The sequence below is a fragment of the Bradyrhizobium sp. NBAIM08 genome, assembly GCF_020193935.1.
Taxonomy (GTDB): Bacteria; Pseudomonadota; Alphaproteobacteria; order Rhizobiales; family Xanthobacteraceae; genus Bradyrhizobium; species Bradyrhizobium yuanmingense.
Genome location: NZ_JADYVR010000004.1, coordinates 1 through 26,417, shown reverse-complemented (window position 1 = coordinate 26,417; position 26,417 = coordinate 1). Strand labels below are relative to the sequence as shown.

The window sequence follows — 26,417 nt, the reverse complement described above, 5'->3', positions numbered from 1 at the left end:
GACGGGGTGAGGCTGCTACCCTCAATCAACAACACGGGGACGGAAACCATGGCCAGGAACGGCAAGACCGGCAGCAAGCCCGTCACCGTGAAGCAGGCGACGCTCAACCTTCTGCGCGCCTTCGGCATCGACAGGGTGTTCGGCAACCCTGGTTCGACCGAACTGCCGTTCCTGAGCGACTGGCCCGACGATATCGACTACGTGCTGGCGCTGCAGGAGGCTTCCGCCGTCGGCATGGCCGATGGTTATGCGCAGGCGACGCGCAATGCCGGCTTCGTCAACCTGCATTCGGCGGCCGGCGTCGGCAACGCGCTCGGCAACATCTACACCGCGCATCGCAACCAGACCCCGCTAGTGATCACCGCAGGCCAACAGGCGCGCTCGATCCTGCCCTTGCAGGCGTTTCTCTATGCCGAGCGCGCCTCCGAGTTTCCGCGACCTTATGTGAAATACAGCGTCGAGCCGGCAAGGCCGGAGGACGTGCCCGCCGCGATCGCTCGGGCCTATTACACCGCGATGCAGCCGCCGTGCGGGCCGACCTTCGTGTCGATCCCGATTGACGACTGGGCCCATGCCTGCGCGCCGGTCGAGGCGCGGAAAGTGAGCCGCGAGATCGGCCCTGAGCTGGAGCCGATGAAGGCGCTGGTTGCGGCGCTCGCCTCAAGCAAACACCCTGCGCTCGTCGTTGGCCCCGGAATCGATCGCGCCGGTGCGGTGGAGCTGATGGTGCGCGTTGCCGAGAAGGCCAAGGCGAGCGTCTGGGTTAGCCCGTTCTCGGCACGCTGCTCGTTCCCCGAGCGGCATCCGCAATTCGCGGGCTTTCTGCATGCCTCGCCGGCGCAACTGTCCGACGCGCTGCGCGAGCACGATGTCGTCATCGTCATCGGCGCGCCGGTGTTCACCTTCCATGTCGAGGGCCATGCCGCGATCTTCGACCGCGGCGCGACCATCTTCCAGATCACGGATGACGCGGATGCCGCCGCGGTGACGCCATCAGGCACCAGCATCATCGCGACGATGGAGCCGGCGCTGAGCCTGCTGCTCGACCTGCTGCCGGAGAGCAAGCGCGCGGCGCCAAAAGGCCGCACGCTGCCGCCGGCGCCGCAGCCCGCCGATCCGCTGCCGGTCGAATTCCTGCTGCATTCGCTGTCGCGGGCGATGCCGGATGACGCATCACTTGTCGAGGAAGTGCCCTCGCACCGGCCGGCAATGCAAAAATTCCTGCCGATGCGCGGCCAGGACAGTTTCTACACCATGGCGAGCGGCGGCCTCGGCTATTCTCTGCCCGCCGCCGTCGGTATGGCGCTCGGCAAGCCGAAGCAGCGCACGGTGTGCCTGATCGGCGACGGCTCGGCGATGTATTCGATCCAGGCGCTCTGGACCGCCGTGCAGCGCAAGCTGCCGCTCACCGTCGTGGTCATCAACAATTCCGGCTACGGCGCGATGCGCTCGTTCAGCCAGGTCATGCAGGTGCGCAACGTGCCGGGGCTGGAGCTGCCGGGGATCGATTTCGTCCGGCTTGCCGAGGGCATGGGCTGCCGTGCGGTGCGGGTGACGAAGGCTGCGGAGCTGGGCGAAGCGCTGAAGCGCGGCATGGCGTATGCGGGCACGAGCCTCGTTGAGGTCGTCGTGGATTCCGCAGTGCCTGTGCTGTACGGGCAGAAGCATTGACCGTGTCGTAGCCCGGATGGAGCGCAGCGTAATCCGGGAATCCTGCCACAGGCGAGTCGGCCCTGGATTGCGCTGCGCTCCATCCAGGCTACGACATCACGACGCCAAAAATCCCCCGTCCGCCGCCAGCACATGCCCGACGACATAGGACGAGGCGTCCGATGACAGCCACACCACGGCCTCGGCGACCTCCTCCGGGCTGCCCATCCGCCGCAGCGGCAGGCCTGCGCTGACCGTCGCCACATCGCCGACGCCGGCGCGCAGCATCATGTCTGTGACGACGCGGCCGGGCGCGATGGCATTGATGCGAATGCCGCGCGGCGCGTTCTCCATCGCCGCCGAGCGCGTCAGCGAGATCGCGGCGGCCTTTGAGGCCGAGTAGAGCGAAAAGCCTGGATTGGGATTGCGCACCCCGCTGACGGAGGTGTTGACGACGATGCTGCCGCGCCCCTGCGCCAGCATCGCCGGCAATTGATGGCGCAGGCAGAGGAACAGCGCGCGGACATTGGTGTCGAACACGCTGTCGTAGATCTCCGTGCCCTGCTCCCCCAGGAGCGCGCGGCGCTCCTGGAAGCCGGCATTGTTGAAGGCAACGTCGAGCCGGCCGCAGCGCCCGACGGCTGTGCCGACGAGGCGCGCGACCTCGTCTTTCTTCGTGATGTCGGTCTGAAGCGCGATCGCCTCCGTGCCGAGCTCGCGGCACGCGGCGGCGGTGGCCTCGATCTCGGCCTCGCGCCGGCCGGCGACGACGATCGCTTCCGCCCCTTCGGCCGCCATCCTCAGCGCCGTTGCGCGCCCGATGCCGCTGCCGCCGCCCGTGATCAGGCAGACCTTGCCGCTCATCCGCTGACCGGTCGGCAAGGCTTCGCTCATGGTCCACTCCAAACACTTGCGCGCGCCGTTGCGCCCATATAGTTGTATGATACAACTATATGGGCGAGTCAAGCCATGGCCGAGCTTTCGCTGATCGACGACATCCGCGCCGCCTCGCGCCTGATGGTGCGCGAACTCGGCTTCATGGACGCCACGCTGGCGGCCTCGGGCTATCCGCCCTCGGCGGTCCACACCATCCTGGAGATCGGCATTCGTGGCCCCATGACGTCGGGCGAGCTCGGCGATTTCCTGCGGCTGGAGAAATCCAGCGTCAGCCGTCTGGTGCGCAAGCTGATCGATTGCGGCGAGCTCAAGGAGACGCCGGACGAGGCGGATGCGCGCAGCAAGCTGCTGTCGCTGACGGCAAAGGGCCGGCGCACGCTGGAGGCCCTCCACGCGTTCGGCCGGCAGCAGGTCCGCGGCGCGCTGGCGGCGCTGACGCCGGCCGAGCAGCGCACGGTGTGCGAGGGCATGATGCTCTATGCGCAGGCGCTGCGCGCGAGCCGGGTGGGGGAGACGGTGGCGGTGGTGTGATGCGCGAGGTTGCTGAAGCTGCTTCTACACGCTCGGTGTCATCGCCCGCGAAGGCGGGCGATCCAGTACTCTGAGACGGTTGTGGTTGAGCCGACAGGGCCGGCATACTGGATGCCCCGCCTCCGCGGGGCATGACAGTGTCTAGCGTGGGAGCACCTAACGGTCACTTCCCGAACTCCTCCCGCATCTTCGCCTGGATCTTGGCCATGCCGCCGATCCAGCGGTCGTAATTCTCGGTCTTCTTGCGCATGTAGCCGAGCACTTGCGGGTGCGGCAGGATCAGGAACGTCTCCTGCTCGAGGCCGGCGAGCACATCTTTCGCCACTTGCTCGGGCGTCAGGTCGCCGTCGCCGGATTGCGGGCCCTTGGGAATCGAGCGCAGCATGTTGGTGTCGACACCCTGCGGACACAGGATCGAGACCTTGATGTTGTGGGCCTTGTGCGAGATCGCGAGATTCTCGGCAAAACCGACCGCAGCGTGCTTCGTCGTCGAATAGGCCGGGCTGCCGACCTGCGACAACAGGCCGGCGGCCGAGATGGTGTTGAGGAAATAGCCGCCGCCGCGCGCCTTCATGCGGGGGACGAGATGCCGCGCCGCATAGACATGCGCCATGACGTGGATCGCCCAGCTGCGCTGCCACGGCTCGTCGGAAGCGCCGCCGGCATTCTCCGACATCGGGTCGAAGCCGCCGCCGATGCCGGCGTTGGAACAGAACATCGCGATCGGGCCGAACTGCCGCTCGGTCTCCTCGATGACGTGGACGATGTCCTTTTCCTGCGCGACGTCGCATTTGAACGCGGCGCCATCGACCATGGCCGCGACCGCTCGCGCATTGGCGGCGTCCATGTCCGCGACCACGACCTTGGCCGCACCCGCACTGTGAAAGGCCTCGCACAGCGCCTTGCCGATGCCGTTTGCGCCGCCCGTGACGACCACGACCTTGCCGGTCACCTGCATGCGACGTCTCCTCTCGTCTTCTTATACCGCTTCGCGGAAACTTCTCAGCTCAACACGAGGTCGAGCACCGCGGTATAATGACATGCCGCGCCGGCCAAGACAAAGCCGTGCCAGATCGCATTCTGAAAGCGCAGCCGCCGCCAGGCGTGGAAGATCACGCCGAAGCTGTAGAGCAGGCCGCCGGCAAGAATGAAGCCCAGCACCAGCGTGGGCAACGCCCTGACCACGGCATCGTAGAGCATCATGCCGCTCCAGCCCATCGCGAGATAGATGCCGACCGAGACGCGGTCGAACCGGCCGGGATAGAGCAGCTTCAGCACGATGCCGAGGATTGCGACGCACCAGACGCCGGCCAGCAGCACCAACGCGAACACGCTGTCCTTCAGCTCCAGGATGAACGGCGTGTAGGTCGCGGCGATCAAGAGATAGATCGCGGAATGGTCGAAGCGGCGCAGCAGCCATTTGGCCGGCGAGACCGGCCAGAGATTATAGGTCGCCGACAGCACCAGCATCGAGAGCAGGCCGGCGACATAGACGGAGACGCCGACGATGTCGGTGGGGTCGGCATAGACCGCGGTCAGCACCACCAGCACCGTCGCGGCAATGATGCCCGCGAGCACGCCGATCCCGTGGACGATGCCGTCGGCGATCAGCTCGGCGCGATCGTAGTCCCAGCCGATCGCGTCGGCTGCGGCGTGGACGGAAGAGGATGCAAGCTGCTTCAACTGGAAGACGGTCATGGCAATCCGCAAAGGCTCGAGGCAATGCCCTCTAGATGGGTGTTTCAGGACCGGCGGGTCGTTCAAACGGCTGATTTGCCGAGAAAGGCGGTGGAAGTATGAAAGCTTGAATTTCTTCAGGCAATTGCCACTTTTGTGACTAATCCGTTTTGCGTATCCCTCGCCCGAGATCCCCTCACGTTCATATGGCATTCAGTTTCCAGGATATGGTCGAGGAAGCGCGGCTGTCGGCGCGGGCGCTGATCGACTATGGCGAGCACTTCTTCAACCCGACGGTGCGGCTTGGTGTCACCGGTCTGTCGCGCGCCGGTAAGACCGTATTCATCACCGCGCTGATCCATGGACTGACGCGTGGCGGCAGGTTTCCGGTGTTCGAGGCCTACGCCTCGGGCCGGATCGCGCGGGCGCACCTGGCGCCGCAGCCGGACGATGCCGTGCCGCGCTTTGCATATGAGAGCCATCTGCGCGCGCTGATCGAGGAACGGCGCTGGCCGAGCTCGACCATGGACATCAGCGAGCTCAGGCTCGTGATCGACTACCAGCGCCCGAACGGCGCCGACCGCACGCTGACGCTCGACATCGTCGACTATCCCGGCGAATGGCTGCTGGACCTGCCGCTGCTCCACAAGAGCTACGAGCAATGGTCGGCGGAGAGCCTGGCGCTGTCGCGCGAGGCGCCGCGTGCGCATCTCGCGGCCGAGTGGCACAGTCATCTCGCGACGCTCAAGCCCGAAGCGCGCGAGGACGAGCAGGCGACGCTGACGGCCGCAAAGCTCTTCACCGATTATCTGCGCGCCTGCCGCGACGAGCGGTTTGCGATGAGCCTGTTGCCGCCCGGTCGCTTCCTGATGCCCGGCAATCTCGCCGATACGCCGGCGCTGACCTTTGCGCCGCTGGACGTGCCTGCGGGCGGGCAGGCGGGTGAGGGATCGCTGTGGGCGATGATGGTGCGGCGCTTCGAAGCTTACAAGGACGTCGTGGTGCGGCCGTTCTTCCGCGATCATTTCGCGCGGCTCGACCGTCAGATTGTGCTGGCTGATGCGCTCGCCGCGTTCAACTCCGGCCCCGAGGCGCTGCGCGATCTCGAAGCCGCGCTCGCCGGCATTCTCGACTGCTTCAACACCGGCCGCAGCACGATCCTCTCCAGCCTGTTCCGGCCGCGCATCGACCGCATCCTGTTCGCCGCGACCAAGGCGGATCATCTGCATCATTCCAGTCACGACCGGCTCGAGGCGGTGCTGCGCCGCGCCGTCTCGCGCGCGGTCGCGCGCGCGGAAAACACCGGCGCGGCGATCGACGTCGTCGCGCTCGCCGCCGTGCGCGCCACGCGCGAAGCGCAGGTGGCGCATGGCCGTGACAAGCTGCCGTCGATCCTGGGAACACCCGCCGCAGGCGAAAGCGCCGGCGGCGAGTTCTTCGACGGCAACACCGAGGTTGCGACCTTTCCGGGCGATCTTCCGCTCGATCCCGAACCGCTGTTCAATGGGACGGATGCGTTCCGCGGGCTCGCGTCGGAGGCGGCCGGGAACAGCGATTTCCGCTTCCTGCGCTTCCGCCCGCCGAAGCTCGAGCGCGAGGGTGCCGACGAGCCGACGCTGCCACACATCCGCCTCGACCGTGCCTTGCAGTTCCTGATCGGAGACAAGCTGTCATGACCGAGCGATCCAAGCCACGGCGGCCGGCGACGTTCCGGCTCGACGATCCCGGCGTCGTCGTCGCCGAGGCCGACGAGACCGGCCGTCTCGGTCGCGCCACCATCCAGATCACGCCGGAGCCCGACCCGGCGATGCTGCCGGTGCCGGTGCAAGCCGCAGTCCCGGCGCGGCGCGGCTTTCCCTGGGGCACTCTGTTCTGGTCGGGGCTCGCCGGATTGACGCTGCTCGGCACCGGGCTCGGCGTGGTCCATCTGATCGAGGATCTGTTCGCGCGCAACGAGACGCTCGGTTTCGTCGGGCTTGCCTTCGCCGCCGTCACCGCGCTGGCGCTCGCGGTGGTGATCGGACGCGAGGCGTTCGGCCTCGCGCGTCTTGCGACCATCGAGAAGCTGCACCAGCGCGCAGCTTCCGTGCTGGCCAGCGACGATCGCAAGGAGAGCCGGGTCATCGTCCAGGACCTGCTCAAGATCGCGCACCAGAACCCGCAGCTGGCGCGCGCCCGCGCGACGCTGGAGAGCCATGCCGGCGAGATCATCGACGGCGCCGACATGATCCGCCTCGCCGAGCGCGAGCTGATGTCGCCGCTGGACGCCGAGGCGCGGCGGCTGGTGTCGTCAGCGGCGCAAAAGGTCTCAATCGTGACGGCGGTGAGCCCGCGCGCCGCCATCGACGTGCTGTTCGTGTTCGTGGCGGCACTGCGCCTGATCCGCCAGCTCGCTTATCTCTATGGCGGCCGCCCCGGCGCGCTCGGCATGATCCGCCTGCTTCGCCACGTCATCGCCCATCTCGCCATCACCGGCGGCATGGCCGCGAGCGACAGCCTGGTGCAGCAGATGCTCGGCCACGGCATTGCGGCGAAGCTGTCGCAGCGCTTGGGTGAAGGCGTGCTGAACGGGCTGCTGACGGCGCGGCTGGGATTGGCCGCGATCGACGTGACGCGGCCGCTGCCGTTCGCGGCTCTGCCGCCGCCGAAGCTGTCGGATCTGGCGACGGATCTGCTGCGGAAGAAGGACGCCGACGAGTAGATCGCTCCCTTGGACCGCCTCACTCCTTCAGATTATTCGCCCGCTTCACCCAGGCGCGCACGTCCTTGAGGACGGCGGGAAGCACGGTCTTGACCTCCGCCACGGTCATGCCCGCCTTGATGCGGGGATCGTACAGCAGGTTGAGGATGTACTGGTCGTAGACGTCGAAATAGCCCATCGAGACGTTGTCGTTGAACATGGTCCAGGGCACGCTCGTGGTGTCGTTGATCGGCCCGAGCGATTGCAGCAGCTCCTCATAGGCGCAATCGAGGAAGGTGAAATCGCCGTTGTCGACGGTGAGGATGACGTCGGAATGCTCGATCTCGAAATTGTCGTTCTTGCGGAAGCCGGACAGGCATTGCGGATCGAGCGAGGAGCGGATCTCGCGCGCCTTCTCGGCGCCGTAGAAGCTCGAGATGGTGCGGAAGAGATCGCGGTCGCGCACCAGCTTCACGCGCACATTCGCCGCCTCGTTGGTGTCGATCATGGCGATGTCGAGATGCTGCACGCGCTTGCCGATGTCAGCCACGACCTTGGCGAGCTGCGTCTTGCGATCCTCGCGGTCGCTCTCGGCGTAGACGCGTACCGGCCCGTCGAACTTGCGGATGCGGTCGACGCGGCCGGCAAGATGGTATTCGGCGCCGAATGCCGTCTTCAGGAAGCCTTCAATGATCTCGCCGTCGGTGAAGCTCTTCTTCTCGGCGCGCTGGCGCGAGGACACCGCGGGCAGCTCGGCGGCGGCAGCCATGGGTGCGATGTCAGGCGCGCAGGCGAGCGTCGCGAGGGCCAGCAGGGCGAAGCGAAAGCCGGGCGAGGGCGGGACGAATGCGCTCATCGTGCTGTGACGCTGCCGCATTCGCCCCGCGTGCACAAGAGCGCAAATTCACGCGCCGCGCGGGTTCCTGGTCAGTTGTTCAGCACCACCACCGGGGTGCCGATCGAGACGCGGCTATAGAGGTCGGTGACGTCGTCGTTGGTCATGCGGAAGCAGCCCGAGGAAACGGCCTGACCGATCGTCTCAGGCTCGTTGGAGCCGTGGATGCGGTACAGCGTCGAGCCCAGATACATGGCGCGGGCGCCGAGCGGGTTGTCGATGCCGCCCTTCATGTGGCGCGGCAGGTCCGGCCGGCGCGCCAGCATCTGCGCCGGCGGCGTCCAGTCCGGCCATTCCCTCTTGGCGGTGATCCTGTGCACCCCGGCCCAGCGGAAGCCGTCGCGGCCGACGCCGATGCCGTAGCGCAGTGCCTGCCCGTTCCCGAGCACCAAATAGAGCCGCCGCTCGGCGGTGTTCACCACGACGGTGCCGGGGGCGTAGGTGCCGTTATACATGACAGTGGTCCGGGGGATCGGGCTCGCACCGCTGCCGAGAAAGCCCGTGGAACTGGTGCCCGTGAAATCGAACATCCCTTGCGCGGATGCGTCAGCTGCGCCAGCCAGCAGCAGCGCCATTGCGGCCATCGGTGCGGCAAAAAACCGGATCATCATCTCCCCCAGAAAAAATCGATTCAACCGGACCCAGAGGCCATATTTGCGCACGTTTCGCAAGCCACGGGCCTGTGAGGGCCGCATCGTTAACGACTGACGTTACCAAATCGCAACTGCGCCAATTTGCTGGAAAACGTTAGCCAAATCCGTGCGTCGTCACGCGGGGCAGGGCCGCAATGCCCGCTATTGCTTTGACGCGCCGCGCGAACAATGATTGACCGAACGGATCACTGGCCGGTTGCGGGAGCAGACAGAATGAACGGTGCGGAAAGCCTGGTGCGGACGATGGTCAAGGGCGGGGTGGACGTCTGCTTCACCAACCCCGGCACCTCCGAGATGCATTTCGTCGCGGCGCTCGACCGAGTCCCCGGCATGCGCTGCGTGCTCGGCCTGTTCGAAGGCGTGGTGACGGGCGCGGCCGACGGCTATTTCCGCATGAAGGGCACGCCGGCCTCGACCCTGCTGCATCTCGGCCCCGGCCTCGCCAACGGCCTTGCCAATCTGCACAATGCCAAGAAGGCCAATTCCGGCATCGTCAACATCGTCGGCCAGCACGCCGTCTACCACATCGGCTACAACGCGCCGCTGACCTCCGACATCGAGGGCCTGGCCCGGCCGATGTCGTCCTGGGTCCGCACCTCGCCGGATGCCAAATCGGTCGCCGCGGACGGCGCCGCCGCCATTGCCGCCGCGAAAAGTGCGCCGCCGCAGATCGCGACCCTGATCCTGCCCGCCGACACCGCCTGGAACGAGGCCGACGGCATCGCCGAGGTTCCGGCCGAGCAGCAGCGCGCCGGCTATTCGCCGCAGGCGGTCGAGCAGGCCGCAAAGATCCTGCATGGCGACGGCGAAGGCACGCTGCTCCTGATGACCGGCAGCGCGCTGAGCGCGCAGGGTCTGGCGCTGGCCGAGCGCATCGCCGGCAAGACCGGCTGCACGGTGATGGGCCCGACCTTCCGTCCGAAGATGGCGCGCGGCCGTGGCCGTTTCTCGATCGACCGCATCCACTACGTCATCGATCAAGCCCTGCCGATGCTGGCGAAATTCCGTCACATCGTGCTGGTCGAGTCCGACGACCCCGTGGCGTTCTTCGCCTATCCGAACAAGCCGAGCATGCTCAAGCCGCAGGGCTGCGAGGTGCATCGCATGACCTCCTGGGGCGAGAATTCGGTCGCCGCGCTCGAGGCACTCGCCGGCGCCGTGAAGGCCAGCGCCAGGGACGTCAAGCCGCAGGCTCTGGCTGAGCTGGTCAAGCCGACCGGCGCGCTCACCTTCGCCTCGATCGCGCAGGCCATTGCCTGTGCGATCCCCGAGAACGCGATCATGGTCGACGAATCCCTCACCACCGGCCGCGGCTTCTTCCCGCCGACGGCGGCGGCTGCCCCGCACGACTGGCTGCAGAACATGGGCGGCTCGATCGGCTTCTCGACGCCGCTGTCGATCGGTGCCGCGATCGCCTGCCCGGACCGCAAGGTGATCACCATGGTCGGCGACGGCAGCGCGATGTACACGATCCAGTCGCTGTGGACCCAGGCACGCGAGAACCTCGACATCGTCACCATCGTGTTCGCCAACCGCATCTACCAGATCCTGCGCGGCGAGTTCGACAATGTCGGCGCCGGCGAGCCCGGCCAGCGCGCCAACGACATGCTCCGCCTCGACCGCCCGACCCTGGACTTCGTGGCGCTGGCCAAGGGCATGGGCGTGCCCGGCCGCGCCGTCACCAACGCCGACGAGTTCAACAAGGCACTGGCAGAGGCCGTCGCCGAGCCCGGCCCGCGCCTGATCGAAGTTCAGATGTAGGGCTGCAGCAGACAGAGCGCCGTGAGCCCGGAGGCACGATGCAGACCGAGCTGAATAAGGTGATCGCGGCTGTCAGGGACTTCTACGCCCACGAGGGCTTCCTGTTCGAGAAGGACGTCGGCGAGCGGGCGGTCACGCACCGTTTCGCCGTGCATTTGGAGAAGCAGTTCTCGGGCTGGTCGGTCGACTGCAACTACGACCGGCTCGGCGAGCGCACGCTGCATCTGCCGCACGGCACCATCATCTCGACCGACGACCATCTCGGCAAGTCGATCTACCCCGATGTCGTCGTGCATCAGCGCGAGATCCCGAACAATCTGCTCGCCGTGGAGATCCGCAAGGCGAGCAACCACACGCCGCTCGATCACGACCAGCACAAGCTGCGGGCGCTGACCGACGTCCATGTCTGGTTTCCCTATTGGATCGGCCTGCTGCTGGTGCTGGACAGGCAACATGTGACGATGTCGGAGGTCTATGTCAGCGGTGCCGTCGACGAGCCGCTGTCACGCTGGTTCGCCTCGCGACTGGAGGAGACCGGCCGCGCAGCTCGCGCATAGCCGAGCGCGCCATTGCGCACCTGCGCACGCTGCGATGTCGTGAGGCAGACCATGCCGGGAGTGTGACCCCCACCACAGTTCCGGCGTGCGATCGGGCCTATCGTGGGCGGACTTGCACGCGTCGATGCCGGAGGCCTACGCTGGCTCATTCGGATCAGGTACTTTGGAGGTTCTAATGCAGAAATCATATTTGCTGGCTGCGACGGCAGCGCTGATGCTCATGATGCAATCGCCGCTCGCGCTGGCGCAGGGCGCGCCGGCCGCGGGCGGAACCGCTGCGCCTGCCGCGACAAGCACTGCGCCGGCTGCGACGACCACAGCGCCAAGCGCGACCACCGACACGTCCAGCCAGCCCACTGACGGCAAGAAGAGCGCGTCGAAGAAGCCGGCGAAGAAGAAGATGACCCGCCAGCAGGAGATCGATCATTCGGTCGACACCGGCACCGTGCCGGCGCGCTACCGCAGCTCGGTGCCCAAGCGGTACCACCAATACATTCCGTTCGCTAAGCAGTAACGGATCGCACGCTATCGCCTATGACTTGTGGCGCGGCCGGCGCGCACGCCTCGTCCTTCGAGACGGCGCTTACGCGCCTCCTCGCAGGATGAGGCTCTGCGGCACCAGCGCTCGTTGAAGCTGCTGCCGCGCACTCCGACCTCATCCTGAGGAGCCCGCCAAAGCGGGCGTCTCGAAGGATGGCCGCAAGGGAAGAGCTCCCATGTGCGATGGCCCTGCCACATCGCCGGTGGCGGTCTGCGCGAGCGGTGCTAGAGTAGGCCGAAGCCCGGGGGGAATGATGAGCGATGAGGTGAAGGATGCCGGCCTTGTGGCCATGATCAGCAGCATCCTGGGAGGCAACAAGCGCGCAGACCCTGTTGCACCGCCTCCGCTCGCCGAGGTCCCGCCGATCGTGCCGGCGGATCCCGTGGAGCCGGCCGCGACGTCCAGGTCCGAGTCCAAGCCCGAGTTCAGGTCCGATGCGGCCGAAGCCGAGAGCGCGCCCGATGCCGCAGCGGCGGCCGCCGAGCCGGCCGAGCCGCCCGCGCAAATCGCAACCACGCGGGACGGCAAGCGGCTGCTGCCGGCGGAGGCGATCGCCGATCTCGTGCTCGGCGAGCTGCGCAAGCTGGACAACTTCCCGAGTTCCGGCGTCTCGGTCACGGTCTATGGTTACCGGCACTGGAACGCGATGCTCACTTTCGCGCCGTTCTCCACCAGTTTCCAGAACGCAACCCGGTTCCGCCAGGCCGTGCCGGACCTCGTCTTCAAGCTCCGCCGTTTCGTCGAACTTGAGATATAATCTCGGTCGTCGGCGCCATGGCGTCGCAAGCGAAACAGTCGACAGGATCTTCAATTGAGCGTCGCCTTCACCAAGGAAGAGAGCGCCGAAACCGCGTCCGAGACGCTGTTGCCGGACCGCCAGATCTCGCCGCATCCGAACCTCGTGACGGAAGCAGGCTTCAACGCATTGCAGGCGCAGCTCGCCGAAGCGCGGGCGGCCTATGAAGCCGCGCAAGCCATCGAGGACGTCAACGAGAAGCGACGGCAGTCCGCCGTGCCCCTGCGCGATCTCCGCTATCTCACGGAACGCTTGCGTACGGCGCAGGTGATGCCCGATCCTGTCGCGACCGAAATCGTTGCGTTCGGCAGCACCGTGAGCTTCAGCCGCGCTGACGGCCGCGTCCAGACCTACCGCATCGTCGGCGAGGACGAAGCCGATCCCAAGGCCGGCTCGATCTCGTTCGTCGCGCCCGTCGCGAGGTCGCTGATGGGCAAGGCGGTCGGCGACGTCGTCGGCTCAGGGGCGCAGGAGATCGAGATTCTGTCGATTGCGTAGGGCATGATCCGGAAAAGTGCGTAGCGGTTTTCCGGAAAGATCATGCCCAAAACCACAGCGTGCGCCAACCCAGGTGCGGTTGCGTGGCAAAGAGCGCCATCGACAGCCTCAATCCCATTCGCCTAAAGCAGATCCGGAACAGCGCGAGGCCGTCGTCTCCGCCAAACGAAGTTGATGATTGGATGAGACGGTTTTTGTCTGGAGCCTTGCCGTTCTATGCGCTGGCGGGCCTCGCCATGTGCATGTACCTCGTTCTCTACAGGACGAGCCTGTTCGACCTGAACGCCATCGTCCATGGCGCGGCCGGGTCGGCATGGTTTCCAGCCTTCATGTTCGCCTGCGTGCTGGTGGAAGCGGTCTTCCCGTATTTCGGCTATTTTCCCGGCACCGCCCTCATCCTGATGTCCGTGGCGCTCAGTCCGAAGGCCGTGGATGGCTCCGTCTTCCTCGCGGCGTGGCTCGCCATCATCCTGGGCGCCGTTCTCAGCTATGGACAAGCGCGTTTCTTCAGGCCGTTTCTGCAGCGGGTGGCCTCGAAGGCGGCCTTGCGCCGATGCGAGTCCCTGTTCGACGCCTATGGCCGCTATGCGCGCATTGCCTTGTTCGTTCATCCCAACGCCTGTTCGATGTATTTCACGGCCCTCGGACTGCTCGGCCGCAGCCTGACGCGCGAGCTCGCTTATCTCTGCGTGGGTGCCGCGGCCGCAGTCGGCATTCTGTTCGTCATCGTATCCCGGCTGGTGTCGTCCATCGGCCCCACCGACAACGGCGAATTGCAGGTGCTGCTGGCAGCCGCGCTGGTCGCCATGGGGACACTGATCGGTCTCTACACGGCCTGGCGGCCGAAGGCCGCCTGAAGCCTGCTTCGTCATTGCGAGTCTGCAATGACAACGAATCGTTGTGCGTCACTCCTCCGGCAGCTCGACGCCCGTCAGCTCGGTCAATTTGCCGATGAGCCGGTCCTGAAACCTCGGATCGGTCGCCTCACGGGCCGGCGCTTGCTGCTCGAGGTGATGCCAGTAGCGCCCGCTCACGAGGGCCGCGGGATCCTCGCTGACTGCCAGCCAGGTCTGGGTCCGTTGCCCGGTGTCGATATCGACCGGGGCGCCCGCGCCTCCCATCTTCGTGCGCACCCAACCGGGATCAACGGCGTTGCAGGGGACGTTGGGCCACCGCCGCGCCAGCGCGTAGGCGAGCGCGACGACGTGCAGCTTGCTCTCGGCATAGGCCGTGGCGGCGTTCCAGGCCCGCTTGGTCCAATCGAGGTCGTCGAGCGAGCCCTCTCCGCCGCGGTGCAATCCGCTGCTGAGATAAATCAATCGAGCGGGCCGCGCGATCAGAGCCGTCAGCATGAACGGCGCAAGCGTGTTGATGGCCAGCGTCTCGGCATGGCCTTCCGGCGTCGCGCCGCGGCTCGGCCGCGTGTAGACGCCGGCGTTGTGAATGACCGCATCCATGCGCCCGATCGCGTTGACCTGGTCGGCGATGCTCCGCGTCTCCGCCGCGCTCCTGAGATCGCCGATCACCAATCCCTTCGCACGCGAAGTGAGGCCGCCGAGAGCCGCGGCACGATCGGCTGAACGCGCGTGCAGCACCACGCGGTGCTCCTGATCGAGCAGCGATTGGGCCGCCGCCCGGCCGAGGCCATCGGTGCTGCCGGTGATGAATATGGTCGCCATGGGGCTCTCCTAGGTGTTTCGGGACGCAATCTACGGCGCTCGCGGCACGTGGGTCCCGCGATCCCCCCTGGCGCCAGCACCAGGCGGACCCGAGGTAAATCGGCCTCCAGCGGCATTGTGTGAAACTTGCCGCTTCGGTCGATCGAGGACGAATTGACGCGTAGTCGATCGAAAATCAACTCACGGTATGTCTGGTCGGAAGCACCTGATGGTGAAATAATTCCCGGCGCTTTCTTGATTAAATTTTGACGTCGGCCGCGAACCGGCTGCCGACACGGATTTTCATCATGGCCGCGCTTCCTCAGGGCGTTGTGGCGGAATTGCAGCAGGAGAACGCGCGGCTCCTGGCCGAGTTGCGCGCCGCACAAGATCGCGAGACCGCCACCGCGGACATTCTCAAGATCATTGCCAGCTCGCCATCGGAGGTGAAGCCGGTATTCGATGCAATCGCGAGGCGCGCAAATGCCTTGCTCGGCGGCTTTTCGACGACCGTATTCCGCTTCATCGACGGCAATGCCCACTTGGCGGCGTTCACGCCGACGAATTCTGCCGCCGATGAAGCTTTGAAGAAGATGTTTCCGCGTCCGATCACCGATTTCGAGAGTTTTGCGAGGACACAGGCGGGCAAGGTGGTGCCGACCCCCGATACGGAAGCGTTGACGAACGAGATCAAATTCATCGCGCGCGCCCGCGGCTTTCGCAGCATGTTGTTCGTTCCGCTCGCGACTGGCGGCGTGGTGATCGGCATGATCAGCGTCACGCGGGCAGAGCCGGGGGCCTTCGCTCCGCATCACGTGCAGCTTCTGCAGACCTTCGCCGACCAGGCCGTCATCGCCATAGAGAACGTGCGGCTGTTCGACGAGGTGCAGGCGCGTACCGACGACTTGCGGGAATCGCTGCAGCAGCAGACCGCGACCGCCGATGTGTTGAAAGTCATCAGTCGCTCCGCGTTCGATTTGCAAACGGTTCTCGACACGCTGACGGAATCGGCGGCGTCGCTGTGTGGGGCCGACATGGCGGCAATCCTCCGGCAGGACGCCGATGGCTCCTTCTATCACGCAACTCGGTACAATTTCTCGCCGGAGTGGGCCAAGGTCTCGGCGGGCGTTCGGCTCAATGCTGGACGCGGTAGCCTCGTTGGGCGCGTCCTGCTGTGCGGCAAGGCTGTTCAGATTCCGGATGTCCTGGTCGATCCCGACTATGCCTATCCCGAGCAACAGAGGGCCGGCGGTTACCGCACCCTTCTGGGCGTACCCCTGCTGCGGTCCGGAGAAGTGATCGGCGTGCTATTCCTGGGCCGCAAGACCGCGAACTCGTTCACGGACAAGCAGATCGACCTGGTCTCCACTTTCGCTGATCAGGCCGTGATCGCGATTGAGAATGTGCGGCTGTTCGATGAGGTCCAGGCGAAGACGCGCGATCTCGCCGAATCGCTCCAGCAGCAAACTGCGACCGCCGACGTGCTGAAGGTGATCAGCCGCTCGACCTTCGACCTGCAAACCGTGCTCGACACGCTGGTCGATTCGGCGGCACGGCTGTGCGAGGCGGAGATGGCCTTCATCATGCGCCGCGAGGGCGATGAATATCAGGCCGGAGCAGCGGTCGGGTTTTCCGAGGACTACATTGCCTTTCTGCGGGCTCATCCGATCGCGCCCGGCCGGGGCACGGTCACGGGTCGAGCCGTCCTCGAACGCCGTCCGGTGCAAATCCTCGACGTCGCTGCCGATCCCGAATACGGCCTGGAGGCGTCGATCACGATCGCTGGTCAGCGCACGGCGCTCGGTGTTCCCCTTCTGCGCGAAAATGAGCCGATCGGCGCGATCGTGGTCGCCCGCAAGCGCGTGCAGCCCTTCACCGAAAAGCAGATCGAACTCGTCGCCACCTTTGCCGACCAGGCGGTGATCGCCATTGGCAATGTGCGTCTGTTCGAGCAATTGAATGAATCGCTGGCGCGGCAGACGGCAACGTCGGAGGTGCTGGAGATCATAAGCGCTTCATCGGGCGCGCTCGCTCCGGTCTTCCACAAGATGCTGGAGAATGCGACGCGAATTTGCGGCGCCGGCTTTGGCGCCATGAATCTGTACGAGGAGGGCGGCTTTCGCACGGTCGCATTGCACAACGCGCCGCAAGCTTATGTCGATACCCGGCTCTACCAGAACATTCGCCCACATCCCGCGAGCGGGCTCGGCACCGTCGAGAAGAGTCATCAGACCGTTCATATCGACGACATCAGGACGCAGCCGCCCTATATCGAAGGCAACCCCAATGTTCGCGCGCTCGCTGACCTTGCCGGCGCAAGGACCCTCGTCATCGTTCCCATGCTCAAGGAAGATGAGCTGATTGGCACGATCACGATCTTCCGCCAGGAAGTGAAACCCTTCACAGACAAGCAGATCGAGCTCGTGTCCAACTTCGCACACCAGGGCGTGATCGCGATCGAGAATGCACGCCTGCTGAATGAACTGCGCGAGCGCACCATGGAATTGTCGCAATCGCTCGAGGAATTGCGAAATACGCAGGATCGGCTGGTCCAGACCGAGAAGCTTGCCTCGCTCGGGCAACTCACCGCCGGCATTGCGCACGAGATCAAGAACCCGCTCAATTTCGTCAACAATTTTGCTGCGCTGTCCTCCGAACTGACCGACGAGCTCGGCGACGCGCTGCGCTCAGCCGGCCTCGGCGAGGTGGAAAGGCAGGACATCGACGCGCTGATCCACATGCTGCAAGGTAATCTGGAAAAGATCGTGCAGCACGGAACGCGCGCCGATTCCATTGTCAAGAATATGCTTCTGCACTCCCGCGAGGGGTCCGGCGAGCGCCGCGCGGCGGAGATCAACGCCATCCTCGAAGAAAGTCTCAACCTGGCCTATCACGGAGCCCGCGCTGAAAGAGCCGGCTTCAATATCACACTTGAAAGAAAACTCGATCCGTCTGCGGGAGCCCTCGAGCTGTATCCGCAGGAAATCACGCGGGTGTTCCTCAATCTGGTTTCAAACGGTTTCTACGCGGCCAGCAAACAAAAGGAGGTCGTCGGTGACGGCTTCGAGCCAAGGCTGCGTGCGACGACCACAGACCTCGGCGGCGCCGTCGAAATTCGCATTCGCGACAATGGCACCGGCATCCCGGCCGACGTCAGAGAGAAGATATTCAATCCATTCTTCACGACCAAGCCGGCCGGCGAAGGAACTGGCCTTGGGCTTTCGATCTGCCACGACATCATCGTGAAGCAGCACGGCGGCAGCATCGAGGTCGATACCGAGCCGGGCGAATATACCGAGTTCATTATTACGCTGCCGCGTACGCGGGCGGCACCATTGTAGAGCGGAGGCAGAAATTGAGCGTCTATATCATGGTGGTCGACGACGAGCCCGATGTCGAGGCGCTGTTCCGCCAGCAGTTTCGGCGCGATCTGCGCGCCGGTCGTTTTCTGATGGAGTTTGTATCCTCGGCGCCGCTGGCATTGCAGCGCGCGGCCGAGATTGCGGATGCCACCCTGATTCTGATCCTGTCCGACATCAACATGCCCGGAATGAGCGGACTGGAGATGCTGCCTATCGTGCGCTCGGCCCGCCCCGATGTACCGGTTATCATGATCACGGCCTACGGTGATGCCGAGACCAAGCGCAAGGCGCTGGAGAGGGGCGCCGCCGACCTGTTGACCAAGCCAATCGACTTCGCCGCGCTGCGCCAGGAGATCGATGCGAGGCTTGAGCAGGCCGCATGATTGCAACCGTTGCCGGTGGCAAACCAGAGCGGCTCGCAAAGTGAAGCTGTTGCAGACGCCGCCCCAATTGAGAGCATGAATCCACCGTCAATCTTCGTCAGAAAATCGGAGATTCGAAATGAAGACGCTCCTGGTCCCGCTTCAGAATATTCCGATGATGACAGCCACGCTCGCTGTGGCCGTAGGCCTAGCGCGTCGCTCCGGCGCCTATATCGAAGGCTTTCCACTCCGGTTCGGCATCCCTCAATATGCGGCCGCCGAATTGGCCACCGGCATTCTCCTGGACACGTACCAAGTGAAGAGCGAAGCCGAACTGAACGACATGCGCAACTTTTTCGAAGCATTCATGCTGAAGCATGATGTTCCCCGCGCCACCGCAGGGTCGAACCCGCCTTGCTTCGGCTGGCTGGAGACCGCGCCTGAGGGCGAAGACTTTGTCGGAAGTTATGGGCGCGCTTTCGATCTGATCGTGATGGCGCGGTCTGACATTGATGCGGTGGGCCCTCACCGCCGCGCGATTGAGTCCGCGCTGTTTGAGAGCGGCAGGCCCGTTCTACTGGCGCCGTCGAATGCACCAAGAAGCGTCGCAACGAACATTATGATCCACTGGAACGGGAGTACCGAGCAAGCTCGGGCAAACGCATTTGCCATGCCGTTGCTTCGTCTGGCCGAAAGGGTATCGATCCTAACCGTTGTCGGCGGCCAAGCGGTGCCAGGACCGTCTGCCGGTCAGATCGCTCGGCAACTCCAATACAATGGCATTGCGGCCAGCTTGATCAGCGTTGAGCTGGACGGGCGCGAAACTGGTGAGGCGGTCCTCGATGCCGCCAGGGCACACGGTTGCGATCTATTGATCAAAGGAGCCTTCACCCGCACGCGGCTACGGCAGATGATATTCGGTGGAGCGACCAGCTATATCATGGAGCACGCGGATATCTCTGTCCTTATGGCTCACTAGCGCACAAAAGGCCTGGTTTTGTCGCCATTGGTGAGGCAAAAATCCATTGCTTTACAGAGCGACCGGCGCATGGCTTTGGCTATCAACTTTCGGTCCGACCATTCCTCCGCAGAGCGCATCGAAGCCTTGTGGGATGAAGTTGCCGCGTTTGAGAGCCAGCCTTCGATGAGGGGGCTCGGCTATCGGCCGCATTTCACATTCGCCATTTATGATGCGCCCGAGATTACCGCGAAGACCGCGTGGGAGACCATGCTCCGCGCAGTTGGAGGCGAAGGGCCATTGCAGGTCGCGTTCAGGCGAATTTGTTGGTTCGCAGGTCCGCCGCTCGTGCTCTGGGCGGAGCCGGAGTTCGATGAAACGCTCGTCCGGTGGCACGCTTCCATCAGCGCTGCAATCGATCCAGCCTTGTCTCGGCTGCATTATCGGCCGGAAAACTGGCGACCTCATTGCACGCTCGGCACACAAATCGCCGACGCAAAGCGCGATGACGCGATCGCTTTCGCGCAGTCATTCAGCGGCAGCATCAGCGTGCTGTTCGACGTCGTGGATTGCGTTTCTTTTCCGCCAGTGCGCGTGGTTGCGGAGCAGAGATTGCCGGTTCGGGCTCCATGAAGTGGTGATCATTCGTCGAGCCCGCAGATCATTTGTAATCAATCCGGATCGAGCCGACCTTCTCATCGTGCCGGATGAAGCCTCCCTCGACCCCTGGCATCATCGCAATTTCGACGACGTTGCTCCCGCGCCAGCTGGGTAGTATCTCGCGTGACCGGCGAAGCCGAGGAATGCGAGGTTGCGATCAGGTGAAAAGGTCCGGTCCATCGGTGCGATGCTCGCATATGTGGAATCCGGAACCGTTGCGTTGCATTCCTGCCTGAAGACGAACACGGCCTTGGTGCCGTCGGGCGACCGCGTCGAGCTCAGGACCACGTTGCGGCAGCTGGCAAATCCTTCGAGTGCGAACCAGATGAGACCAACCATGGCCGCGATTCCGATGCCGGCCACAGCAAGCACCGCGATCGCGATTCGTATCCAGAGTTTCGAAGGAGGGCGAGGGAGCGTCATCCAGCTCATCCCTGAATCTCTAAGCCGGCGATGCCGTGCGGGCCCTCAGGCGCAGCATGCTCATCAAGCGTGCGCCCCTCCCGATGATGCCATCATGCCCCTGTTTTGCCCGACGGAGCAAGGAAAATTCGGAAAAGTCGTAAACCTTTGATCCGACTGAGGTCGGCTACTGTGCATGGGGTTGTTTTCGAGTTTTTGACAGAGCGGAAGCAAGACCCGCAGTCCGGCTACGCTCTTCGAGCTACGCCGGACACGCTTCGCTGCCATTGGGGGTGGCTGCGCCACGCGAAGCCTTTTGGCGAAGCGTGGTGGGCGCACAAGGGATCGAACCTTGGACCTCTCCCGTGTGAAGGGAACGCTCTCCCGCTGAGCTATGCGCCCGGGACCATCATGCAGGCGGCCGCAACCTTAGGCCGGCCGGCACATCGGAGCCCGCGATTTAGAAGTGCCGGCCCAAGGTGTCAAGTTTTCAAGCCGTCGCCGGGGCGGAAAACCTTCGTCAGGTCGCGCCTTCCGCAGGGGAAGCCGGATTTTGGCCGGTTACGCGCCCTGCTGGCGGGCGCGGGAGGCGTGGGCCTGGAGCGCGCGGATGCGCTCGGCCAGCGTTCCACCGCCTTCGGGCAGGCGGGGCGCTGGAGCGCCGCCCGTCGCGGCGTCGTTGGCCGGGCGCGGCGCCGGCTTCGGCGGCTGGCCGGCCTCGGCCGCGAGCAGCGCCTCGATCGGCGAGTTCGGGCCTTCGAGCTGCATCGCGAGTTTTGCCACCTCGGCCGCGATGTCGTTGATGCGCTCGCGCAGAAGCGCGTTCTCCATGCGCTCGGTCGCCCAGGAACTCTCGGCCTGCTGCTGGATCGCGTTGATGTCGCGCTGGAGTTTCGCGCGTTCGTCGCGTGCGCTGCGCAGCTGCTCCTCCAGCGCGGCCTTTTCCGCGCGCAGCTGCTCCATCGCAGCCGACGACTTGCCGCCGCTGAGGCCCGCGATCTCGACGCGCAGCTCCTTGATGGTGCGCTCGTTGGCCTCATTGGCCTGGCGCAGCTGGTTGTTCTCGTAGTCGCGCTCGGCGAGCAGCTTGCCCTGCGTGGCAAGGCGTCCTTCGAGATCGGCGACGCGGCTCGACAGCATCTCGGCCTCCTTGACCTGCACGATGAGCTGGCGGTCGAGCTCGGTGACGCGCTGGCTGAGATTCTCGACGCGGCCGCGCGCCTCGCCGAGCTCGCGCGAGGCGGTCTCGGATTCGGTGCGCTCCTGTGCGAGGCGCGCTTGCGTCGCGGCAAATTCCTTCTCGGCATCGCCGACCCGGTGCTTCAATTCCTCGATCTGCGCGCGCACTGCGACCAGCTCGACCTGGCGGCTCTCCGCCATCATCGAGCGGTCGGACAGTTCGGAGTTGATCTTGGCGAGCTCGGCCTGCTTGTCCGTCAACGCGATCTCGGCTTCGCGCAAGGACGCCGTCTTGGCGGCGAATTCCTCCTCGGTGGCGCGGAGCTGCTCCTTCACCGCCTTCTCGCGCGCCTCCAGCGCGAAGATGGTGGCGTTCTTCTCGCCGAGCTCGATCTTCATGCGGTTGATGGCGTCGCTCTTCTTGCCGAGCTCGGCGAGCTGGCTCGTGGTCTTGTTCTTGAGCTGCTCGACGCTCATCTCGAGCCGCCGCGCGGACATGGCGAATTCGGCGCGGAGCTGGTCCTTGTCGGCCTGGATCTCGGCCATCGATAGCGGGGTGGCGGCCTCGAGCCGGCGCGTGGTCAGGCGCACCGCGCGGTTATGCACCAGCGGCACGATCGCAAGCCCGCACAGCATCGAGAGCAGGAAACCGATCGCCAGGTACATGATCGGTTCGACCATGGGCCAGAACTCCCAAGCTTAAGGAAAAATTCACCAACGACAATGCCATGGCGGGCCGGCAGAAAGCCAGCCCCGCTCTGTCGTTAACCTTGATCGGTGGGCAGTGGGGAGGACGTGGGCCTAGAACGGGTTCCAGGTCGCCCGCGGGGTGTATTTGAGATAGCCGATATTGGCGCCGAGGCGCAGGCCGAGCCCGGAGCGGATCGGCACCAGCACGATGTTGTTGGAGGTCAGCGCCGTCATGCCGAAGCCGCCGATGATGTAGGCCGAGCCGTCGATGCCGGCGAAGCGCTGGTAGATCGCGTTGGTGGCCGGCAGGTTGTAGACCAGCGTCATGGTGCGGGCGCCGTCGCCGCCCCAGTCGAAGCCGAGCGAGGGGCCCTGCCAATAGACGCGCAAGTCGCCGGCGTTCTTGGTGTAGAGCGTGCCCTCGCCGTAGCGCAGGCCGGCGACGAAGGCGCCGGAGCCTTCCTCACCCAGGATGTAGCCGTTCGGCAGGCCCCATTGGCTGACCGCCTTCTCGATGATCGAGGCGAGCCCGCGCGAGACGTTGCCGAAGAAGCGATGGCCGGCGGTGACGAGCTCGTCCGGCCCATAGGTATTGGGCGTCGGGGTCCGCTGCGGCGGCGGCAGGTCAGGCGGCGGCGCCTGCTGGGCGGAGGCCGGCACGATCCAGCCGATCATCGCGGCAAGCGCGAGCGCAGCAAGGCGTGATGCGAAAGTCATAAAAGAACCCCTGGTACCGAATCCGGTCGCTTCCTTAACCTCACGCCAACAGGCATGGCCCTAGGTTGCGCCGGATGTCCCCTCGACTCGGATGTTATCCGCAGCAACTATGACGGCACAACGGCAGGAAGATAGCCCTTTGCGCCCCGGAATTGCCTTGATCGCCCGGCGCCTCTGCCTGCTGGCGGGCATTTGGATCCTCGGTGCCGGCGGACCGACAGGGGCCGCCACCACCGAGCGGATCGTCGTCAACCGCTTCAGCGGCGTCGCCATCGAGGGCTTCGACCCCGTCGCTTATTTCGTCGCCGGCGCGGCCGTGCAGGGGACGGCGGAGTTCGAGGCGAACCTCTGGGGGGCCGTCTGGCGCTTCCGGAACGAGGGCAACCGCGCCTCTTTCCAGGCCCATCCCGAAATCTACGGACCGCAATTCGGCGGCTACGATCCGGTCGATATCGCCCGCGGCGTCACCGTCCCCGCCAATCCGCATTTCTTCGCGATCGTGGCGCAGCGGCTCTATTTGTTCAGCCGGGAAGACAATCGCGACGCCTTCGTCGCCGATCCCGAGCGCTTCCTCTATGAGGTGGGCAAGCGCTGGCCGGCCCTGCAGGAGAAGCTCGGGCAGTAACGAGCCCTGGTCAGTCGCAGCCTACCGCCTGCGGGTCGCCCCACGCGATGAATTCCGGGATGATGAAGCCGGTATCGCGGCGCTGGCCAAATCGGAGCTCGCCGCCCTTGCCGTCGGTCACCTTGCCGCCGGCCGCGGTCACGACCGCGCAGCCGGCTCCGACGTCCCATTCCGAGGTCGGCCCGAAACGGGGATAGATGTCGGCGCCGCCTTCCGCGATGCGGCCGAATTTCACGGCCGAGCCGCACGTCATCCTGACGGCATTGGGCCTGTCGGCGATGAACGCCTCGCTTCTGGCATCGCCGTGCGAACGGCTCACGGCGGCGATCCAAGGCTCCCCGCGCGCCGGCAGCTTGCGGGTGCGGATCGGCTCGGCGGCGGCAATCGTCGCGCCGTTGAATCTCACGCGCTCGGCGCCGCGGCCGACGATGCCGCGCCAGAGCAGGCCGAGTGCGGGTGCGGAGACGATGCCGAGCAGCGGCACGCCATCCGTCACCAAGGCGAGGTTGACGGTGAACTCGTCGCGGCCGGCGACGAACTCCTTGGTCCCGTCGAGCGGATCGATCAGGAAGAAGCTGCCCTGGAACGGCGGGGAGGCGAGCTGGGTCCGCTCCTCCGACAGCGTCGGAACGTCGCCCGCGAGCTGCGCGAGTCCGTCCGCGATGATGCGGTCGGCGGCAAGGTCGGCCTCGGTCACCGGCGAGCCATCCTGCTTGCCGTCGATCCGCATGGCCGCGCGGTTGACGGCGAGGATCGCCTCGCCCGCCTTCACCACCAGCGCAGTCAGCGGCTCCATCAGGCCGGCAGCGGCCGCTCCGTCAATGATCCGTTTCACCTGCATGCCTCATCTGTCGGCAATATCGTTCCTCGTCCACTGATTCGCCCCGATCGATTCGCTTGGGGCTTATGGCCGCCTCTAACCGATCGCAAGCTAGCTGCCGCGGGGTTGCGAATGTTAGAACCCGCAGCATCCGTCAAGCATGCGTGATTCGCGGCGTCCAGCGCCGTGCAATTCCAGGAACCCTCCAGGACCCCATTATATGTCTGACGCTTCGTCGCCCGCGACCACTGCCGCTCCCGATATGCTCGAACTCGCCGCGCTGCTGTGCTCGCGGGTCTGCCACGATCTCATCAGCCCCGTCGGCGCCATCGTCAACGGGCTCGAAGTGCTCGACGACGATCCCAAGCCCGAGGACCGCGAGTTCGCGCTCGACCTGATTCGCAAAAGCGCCAAGACGGCCTCCGCCCGGCTGCAGTTCTGCCGCCTTGCCTTCGGCGCGGCCGGCTCCTCCGGCGCGCAGATCGATCTCGGCGATGCCCACACCATGGCGAAGGGCCATATCGAGGACGGCAAGTGCTCGATCACCTGGAATCTGCCGCGGCTGCTGCTGCCGAAGAACCGCGTCAAGCTGCTGCTCAACATGCTGGTCGTCGCCCAACACACGATCCCGCGCGGCGGCATGCTGACGGTCGATCCGGTCGGCGAGGGCGAGGTGATGAGCTTTCGCATCACCGCGACCGGACACAATGCACGCCTGCCGCAGAACATCTCCGAGCTCCTGAGCGGCGAGCGCGGGCCGGCTGCCGATGCGCATGCGATCCAGCCTTATTATACGCGGCTGCTCGCGCAGGCCTGCGGGCTCACCGTGACGCTCAAGCCGGAAGGCGAAGCCATCATCGTTACCGCTTCGTAAACGGCGCGTCGCGCCCGACCTCTTAATCGATTCTTTACGAGGCGCTTCGGCTTGTTCGGAGCGCCTTATCTCTTTGTTGGTGCCGTTCTTTTGCACATACTCAACCAATATTAAACGCTTTGCGGTGAAGCTGGCCCCATTCCGAAATGGCGCATCACGCCTCGTGCGCGCCCTTCCTGTATGAAGGCCTGTTTTCATGGATGATCTGTTGCGGGAGTTTCTGACGGAGACCAGCGAGAGCCTGGACACCGTGGACAATCAGCTGGTGAAGTTCGAGCAGGAGCCGAACAACGCCAAGATCCTGGATAACATCTTCCGCCTGGTCCACACCATCAAGGGCACCTGCGGCTTCCTCGGCCTGCCGCGGCTGGAAGCGCTGGCGCATGCCGGCGAGACCCTGATGGGCAAATTCCGTGACGGCATGCCTGTGACTGCCGAGGCGGTGACGGTGATCCTGTCCTCGATCGACCGCATCAAGGAGATTTTGGCTGGCTTGGAGGCGACCGAGGCCGAGCCGGAAGGCAACGACCGCGATCTCATCGACAAGCTGGAAGCAATGGTCGAGCAGGGCATGGCCGCCATGGCTGCTGGTAGCTCAGTTGCCGATGCGCCGCCGCTCGTCCCCGAAGCCCCGGCGGCTGCGCCCGCCAAGGCGATGACCATGGGCACACTGGTCGATCAGACCCTGGAGCGTCCGCTGCGTCCGGGCGAGGTCTCGCTCGACGAGCTCGAGCGCGCCTTCCGCGAGACCGCGATCGAAGCGCCGGCGCCCGTTGCTCAGGCTGAGGCAAAGGCCGAGCCCGCGGCTGAAGCGCCCGTGGCGAAGGAAGCCGCAAAGCCCAAGGAGAAGGCCGCGCCGAAGAAGTCGATGGCCGACGAGATGGCGGGCGAGGGCGACCGCATCGCCAACCAGTCGATCCGCGTCAACGTGGATACGCTGGAGCACCTGATGACCATGGTCTCCGAGCTGGTCC

27 protein-coding genes and 1 tRNA gene are annotated in these 26,417 nt (G+C 65.2%); 17 read left to right on the top strand and 11 right to left on the bottom strand.

Features of this window, described 5'->3' with window-relative positions; genetic code table 11:
- Nucleotides 1–48 precede the first annotated feature (48 nt).
- Nucleotides 49–1,671, top strand: a complete 1,623-nt coding sequence (gene mdlC / locus I6F37_RS14735; protein ID WP_225151763.1) for a benzoylformate decarboxylase — start codon at nucleotides 49–51, stop codon at nucleotides 1,669–1,671.
- Between the two features lie 96 nt (nucleotides 1,672–1,767).
- Here mdlC and I6F37_RS14730 read toward each other — a convergent pair whose 3' ends face one another.
- Nucleotides 1,768–2,544 (bottom strand): SDR family NAD(P)-dependent oxidoreductase, encoded by a 777-nt coding sequence (locus I6F37_RS14730; RefSeq protein ID WP_225151761.1) that lies wholly within the window; start codon nucleotides 2,542–2,544, stop codon nucleotides 1,768–1,770.
- Nucleotides 2,545–2,619: 75 nt separating this feature from the next.
- On the opposite strand from I6F37_RS14730, the gene I6F37_RS14725 reads away from it, so the two are divergent.
- The gene (locus I6F37_RS14725) at nucleotides 2,620–3,078 is read left to right on the top strand and encodes a MarR family winged helix-turn-helix transcriptional regulator (RefSeq protein WP_225151759.1); all 459 of its coding nucleotides are present in this window, start codon (nucleotides 2,620–2,622) and stop codon (nucleotides 3,076–3,078) included.
- A gap of 163 nt (nucleotides 3,079–3,241) precedes the next feature.
- On the opposite strand, the gene I6F37_RS14720 is transcribed toward I6F37_RS14725, so the two are convergent.
- Both I6F37_RS14720 and I6F37_RS14715 read right to left on the bottom strand, forming a co-directional pair.
- Entirely contained in the window at nucleotides 3,242–4,036 is a 795-nt protein-coding gene (locus tag I6F37_RS14720) for an SDR family oxidoreductase (protein ID WP_225151757.1), read from the bottom strand.
- Between the two features lie 44 nt (nucleotides 4,037–4,080).
- The gene (locus I6F37_RS14715) at nucleotides 4,081–4,776 is read right to left on the bottom strand and encodes a hemolysin III family protein (protein ID WP_225151755.1); all 696 of its coding nucleotides are present in this window, start codon (nucleotides 4,774–4,776) and stop codon (nucleotides 4,081–4,083) included.
- Between the two features lie 185 nt (nucleotides 4,777–4,961).
- On the opposite strand from I6F37_RS14715, the gene I6F37_RS14710 reads away from it, so the two are divergent.
- Together I6F37_RS14710 and I6F37_RS14705 are read left to right on the top strand one after the other, a co-directional pair.
- A complete protein-coding gene (locus tag I6F37_RS14710; RefSeq protein WP_036028602.1) occupies nucleotides 4,962–6,431 on the top strand; it encodes a YcjX family protein in 1,470 nt (489 codons plus the stop codon).
- A complete protein-coding gene (locus I6F37_RS14705) occupies nucleotides 6,428–7,456 on the top strand; it encodes a YcjF family protein (protein WP_225151753.1) in 1,029 nt (342 codons plus the stop codon). Before I6F37_RS14710 ends, I6F37_RS14705 begins: the two co-directional genes overlap by 4 nt.
- Before the next feature lie 19 nt (nucleotides 7,457–7,475).
- Here I6F37_RS14705 and I6F37_RS14700 read toward each other — a convergent pair whose 3' ends face one another.
- Together I6F37_RS14700 and I6F37_RS14695 are read right to left on the bottom strand one after the other, a co-directional pair.
- Nucleotides 7,476–8,291 carry a DUF2927 domain-containing protein gene (locus I6F37_RS14700; RefSeq protein WP_225113924.1) on the bottom strand — a complete coding sequence of 272 codons (816 nt, stop codon included), beginning with the start codon at nucleotides 8,289–8,291 and terminating at the stop codon, nucleotides 7,476–7,478.
- Nucleotides 8,292–8,362: 71 nt separating this feature from the next.
- On the bottom strand, nucleotides 8,363–8,938 hold the full coding sequence (locus I6F37_RS14695; RefSeq protein WP_225152217.1) for a L,D-transpeptidase: 576 nt from the start codon (nucleotides 8,936–8,938) through the stop codon (nucleotides 8,363–8,365).
- Between the two features lie 258 nt (nucleotides 8,939–9,196).
- Here I6F37_RS14695 and I6F37_RS14690 point away from each other — a divergent pair, with 258 nt between their 5' ends.
- From I6F37_RS14690 to I6F37_RS14665, 6 genes are all read left to right on the top strand, one after another.
- Nucleotides 9,197–10,744: an acetolactate synthase large subunit gene (locus I6F37_RS14690; protein ID WP_225148004.1), complete on the top strand. Its 1,548-nt coding sequence runs from the start codon at nucleotides 9,197–9,199 to the stop codon at nucleotides 10,742–10,744.
- A gap of 38 nt (nucleotides 10,745–10,782) precedes the next feature.
- Nucleotides 10,783–11,301, top strand: coding sequence for a hypothetical protein (locus tag I6F37_RS14685; RefSeq protein ID WP_036009755.1), 519 nt, complete (start codon nucleotides 10,783–10,785; stop codon nucleotides 11,299–11,301).
- Nucleotides 11,302–11,476: 175 nt separating this feature from the next.
- Nucleotides 11,477–11,815 carry a hypothetical protein gene (locus tag I6F37_RS14680; protein ID WP_128266570.1) on the top strand — a complete coding sequence of 113 codons (339 nt, stop codon included), beginning with the start codon at nucleotides 11,477–11,479 and terminating at the stop codon, nucleotides 11,813–11,815.
- A gap of 280 nt (nucleotides 11,816–12,095) precedes the next feature.
- Entirely contained in the window at nucleotides 12,096–12,599 is a 504-nt protein-coding gene (locus tag I6F37_RS14675) for a hypothetical protein (RefSeq protein WP_109145964.1), read from the top strand.
- 54 nt (nucleotides 12,600–12,653) lie between these two features.
- The gene (greA, locus tag I6F37_RS14670) at nucleotides 12,654–13,136 is read left to right on the top strand and encodes a transcription elongation factor GreA (RefSeq protein ID WP_225151751.1); all 483 of its coding nucleotides are present in this window, start codon (nucleotides 12,654–12,656) and stop codon (nucleotides 13,134–13,136) included.
- Between the two features lie 182 nt (nucleotides 13,137–13,318).
- Nucleotides 13,319–13,993 carry a hypothetical protein gene (locus I6F37_RS14665; protein ID WP_225126682.1) on the top strand — a complete coding sequence of 225 codons (675 nt, stop codon included), beginning with the start codon at nucleotides 13,319–13,321 and terminating at the stop codon, nucleotides 13,991–13,993.
- Between the two features lie 48 nt (nucleotides 13,994–14,041).
- Here the strand turns inward: I6F37_RS14665 and I6F37_RS14660 are convergent, their stop codons facing one another.
- Complete coding sequence (locus I6F37_RS14660) at nucleotides 14,042–14,815, bottom strand: SDR family NAD(P)-dependent oxidoreductase (RefSeq protein ID WP_225151749.1); 774 nt, start codon at nucleotides 14,813–14,815, stop codon at nucleotides 14,042–14,044.
- Between the two features lie 287 nt (nucleotides 14,816–15,102).
- Here I6F37_RS14660 and I6F37_RS14655 point away from each other — a divergent pair, with 287 nt between their 5' ends.
- The 4 genes from I6F37_RS14655 to I6F37_RS14640 all read left to right on the top strand — a co-directional run bounded on the left by I6F37_RS14655 (nucleotide 15,103) and on the right by I6F37_RS14640 (nucleotide 20,109).
- Nucleotides 15,103–18,135: a GAF domain-containing protein gene (locus I6F37_RS14655; RefSeq protein ID WP_225151747.1), complete on the top strand. Its 3,033-nt coding sequence runs from the start codon at nucleotides 15,103–15,105 to the stop codon at nucleotides 18,133–18,135.
- Nucleotides 18,136–18,149: 14 nt separating this feature from the next.
- Nucleotides 18,150–18,539, top strand: a complete 390-nt coding sequence (locus I6F37_RS14650; protein ID WP_225113931.1) for a response regulator — start codon at nucleotides 18,150–18,152, stop codon at nucleotides 18,537–18,539.
- A gap of 118 nt (nucleotides 18,540–18,657) precedes the next feature.
- Complete coding sequence (locus tag I6F37_RS14645; RefSeq protein WP_225113932.1) at nucleotides 18,658–19,497, top strand: universal stress protein; 840 nt, start codon at nucleotides 18,658–18,660, stop codon at nucleotides 19,495–19,497.
- Nucleotides 19,498–19,566: 69 nt separating this feature from the next.
- Nucleotides 19,567–20,109: a 2'-5' RNA ligase family protein gene (locus tag I6F37_RS14640; protein ID WP_225151745.1), complete on the top strand. Its 543-nt coding sequence runs from the start codon at nucleotides 19,567–19,569 to the stop codon at nucleotides 20,107–20,109.
- A gap of 99 nt (nucleotides 20,110–20,208) precedes the next feature.
- Here the strand turns inward: I6F37_RS14640 and I6F37_RS14635 are convergent, their stop codons facing one another.
- The 4 genes from I6F37_RS14635 to I6F37_RS14620 all read right to left on the bottom strand — a co-directional run bounded on the left by I6F37_RS14635 (nucleotide 20,209) and on the right by I6F37_RS14620 (nucleotide 23,124).
- Nucleotides 20,209–20,568 carry a hypothetical protein gene (locus tag I6F37_RS14635; protein ID WP_225151743.1) on the bottom strand — a complete coding sequence of 120 codons (360 nt, stop codon included), beginning with the start codon at nucleotides 20,566–20,568 and terminating at the stop codon, nucleotides 20,209–20,211.
- Nucleotides 20,569–20,865: 297 nt separating this feature from the next.
- Nucleotides 20,866–20,940: transfer RNA gene (locus tag I6F37_RS14630), tRNA-Val, on the bottom strand.
- Between the two features lie 159 nt (nucleotides 20,941–21,099).
- The gene (locus I6F37_RS14625) at nucleotides 21,100–22,398 is read right to left on the bottom strand and encodes a hypothetical protein (protein WP_225134796.1); all 1,299 of its coding nucleotides are present in this window, start codon (nucleotides 22,396–22,398) and stop codon (nucleotides 21,100–21,102) included.
- Between the two features lie 120 nt (nucleotides 22,399–22,518).
- Nucleotides 22,519–23,124, bottom strand: coding sequence for a DUF1134 domain-containing protein (locus I6F37_RS14620; protein ID WP_036009799.1), 606 nt, complete (start codon nucleotides 23,122–23,124; stop codon nucleotides 22,519–22,521).
- Between the two features lie 139 nt (nucleotides 23,125–23,263).
- Here I6F37_RS14620 and I6F37_RS14615 point away from each other — a divergent pair, with 139 nt between their 5' ends.
- Nucleotides 23,264–23,749 (top strand): YHS domain-containing (seleno)protein, encoded by a 486-nt coding sequence (locus I6F37_RS14615; RefSeq protein WP_036009801.1) that lies wholly within the window; start codon nucleotides 23,264–23,266, stop codon nucleotides 23,747–23,749.
- Nucleotides 23,750–23,759: 10 nt separating this feature from the next.
- Here the strand turns inward: I6F37_RS14615 and I6F37_RS14610 are convergent, their stop codons facing one another.
- Nucleotides 23,760–24,590, bottom strand: a complete 831-nt coding sequence (locus I6F37_RS14610) for a 3'(2'),5'-bisphosphate nucleotidase CysQ (protein ID WP_225134794.1) — start codon at nucleotides 24,588–24,590, stop codon at nucleotides 23,760–23,762.
- A gap of 199 nt (nucleotides 24,591–24,789) precedes the next feature.
- Between I6F37_RS14610 and chpT the strand changes: the two genes are divergently transcribed.
- Both chpT and I6F37_RS14600 read left to right on the top strand, forming a co-directional pair.
- Nucleotides 24,790–25,443, top strand: coding sequence for a histidine phosphotransferase ChpT (chpT, locus tag I6F37_RS14605; RefSeq protein ID WP_036009803.1), 654 nt, complete (start codon nucleotides 24,790–24,792; stop codon nucleotides 25,441–25,443).
- Nucleotides 25,444–25,639: 196 nt separating this feature from the next.
- On the top strand, nucleotides 25,640–26,417 hold a 778-nt coding region (locus I6F37_RS14600), incomplete at its 3' end, for an Hpt domain-containing protein (protein WP_225151741.1).

Excerpts from the sequence above, each read along its gene's own strand:
- mdlC (WP_225151763.1), top strand. The coding sequence starts at position 49 with ATGGCCAGGAACGGCAAGACCGGCAGCAAGCCCGTCACCGTGAAGCAG.
- I6F37_RS14730 (WP_225151761.1), bottom strand. The coding sequence starts at position 2,544 with ATGAGCGAAGCCTTGCCGACCGGTCAGCGGATGAGCGGCAAGGTCTGC.
- I6F37_RS14725 (WP_225151759.1), top strand. The coding sequence starts at position 2,620 with ATGGCCGAGCTTTCGCTGATCGACGACATCCGCGCCGCCTCGCGCCTG.
- I6F37_RS14720 (WP_225151757.1), bottom strand. The coding sequence starts at position 4,036 with ATGCAGGTGACCGGCAAGGTCGTGGTCGTCACGGGCGGCGCAAACGGC.
- I6F37_RS14715 (WP_225151755.1), bottom strand. The coding sequence starts at position 4,776 with ATGACCGTCTTCCAGTTGAAGCAGCTTGCATCCTCTTCCGTCCACGCC.
- I6F37_RS14710 (WP_036028602.1), top strand. The coding sequence starts at position 4,962 with ATGGCATTCAGTTTCCAGGATATGGTCGAGGAAGCGCGGCTGTCGGCG.
- I6F37_RS14705 (WP_225151753.1), top strand. The coding sequence starts at position 6,428 with ATGACCGAGCGATCCAAGCCACGGCGGCCGGCGACGTTCCGGCTCGAC.
- I6F37_RS14700 (WP_225113924.1), bottom strand. The coding sequence starts at position 8,291 with ATGAGCGCATTCGTCCCGCCCTCGCCCGGCTTTCGCTTCGCCCTGCTG.
- I6F37_RS14695 (WP_225152217.1), bottom strand. The coding sequence starts at position 8,938 with ATGATCCGGTTTTTTGCCGCACCGATGGCCGCAATGGCGCTGCTGCTG.
- I6F37_RS14690 (WP_225148004.1), top strand. The coding sequence starts at position 9,197 with ATGAACGGTGCGGAAAGCCTGGTGCGGACGATGGTCAAGGGCGGGGTG.
- I6F37_RS14685 (WP_036009755.1), top strand. The coding sequence starts at position 10,783 with ATGCAGACCGAGCTGAATAAGGTGATCGCGGCTGTCAGGGACTTCTAC.
- I6F37_RS14680 (WP_128266570.1), top strand. The coding sequence starts at position 11,477 with ATGCAGAAATCATATTTGCTGGCTGCGACGGCAGCGCTGATGCTCATG.
- I6F37_RS14675 (WP_109145964.1), top strand. The coding sequence starts at position 12,096 with ATGAGCGATGAGGTGAAGGATGCCGGCCTTGTGGCCATGATCAGCAGC.
- I6F37_RS14665 (WP_225126682.1), top strand. The coding sequence starts at position 13,319 with ATGAGACGGTTTTTGTCTGGAGCCTTGCCGTTCTATGCGCTGGCGGGC.
- I6F37_RS14660 (WP_225151749.1), bottom strand. The coding sequence starts at position 14,815 with ATGGCGACCATATTCATCACCGGCAGCACCGATGGCCTCGGCCGGGCG.
- I6F37_RS14655 (WP_225151747.1), top strand. The coding sequence starts at position 15,103 with ATGGCCGCGCTTCCTCAGGGCGTTGTGGCGGAATTGCAGCAGGAGAAC.
- I6F37_RS14645 (WP_225113932.1), top strand. The coding sequence starts at position 18,658 with ATGAAGACGCTCCTGGTCCCGCTTCAGAATATTCCGATGATGACAGCC.
- I6F37_RS14640 (WP_225151745.1), top strand. The coding sequence starts at position 19,567 with ATGGCTTTGGCTATCAACTTTCGGTCCGACCATTCCTCCGCAGAGCGC.
- I6F37_RS14635 (WP_225151743.1), bottom strand. The coding sequence starts at position 20,568 with ATGAGCTGGATGACGCTCCCTCGCCCTCCTTCGAAACTCTGGATACGA.
- I6F37_RS14625 (WP_225134796.1), bottom strand. The coding sequence starts at position 22,398 with ATGGTCGAACCGATCATGTACCTGGCGATCGGTTTCCTGCTCTCGATG.
- I6F37_RS14620 (WP_036009799.1), bottom strand. The coding sequence starts at position 23,124 with ATGACTTTCGCATCACGCCTTGCTGCGCTCGCGCTTGCCGCGATGATC.
- I6F37_RS14610 (WP_225134794.1), bottom strand. The coding sequence starts at position 24,590 with ATGCAGGTGAAACGGATCATTGACGGAGCGGCCGCTGCCGGCCTGATG.
- chpT (WP_036009803.1), top strand. The coding sequence starts at position 24,790 with ATGTCTGACGCTTCGTCGCCCGCGACCACTGCCGCTCCCGATATGCTC.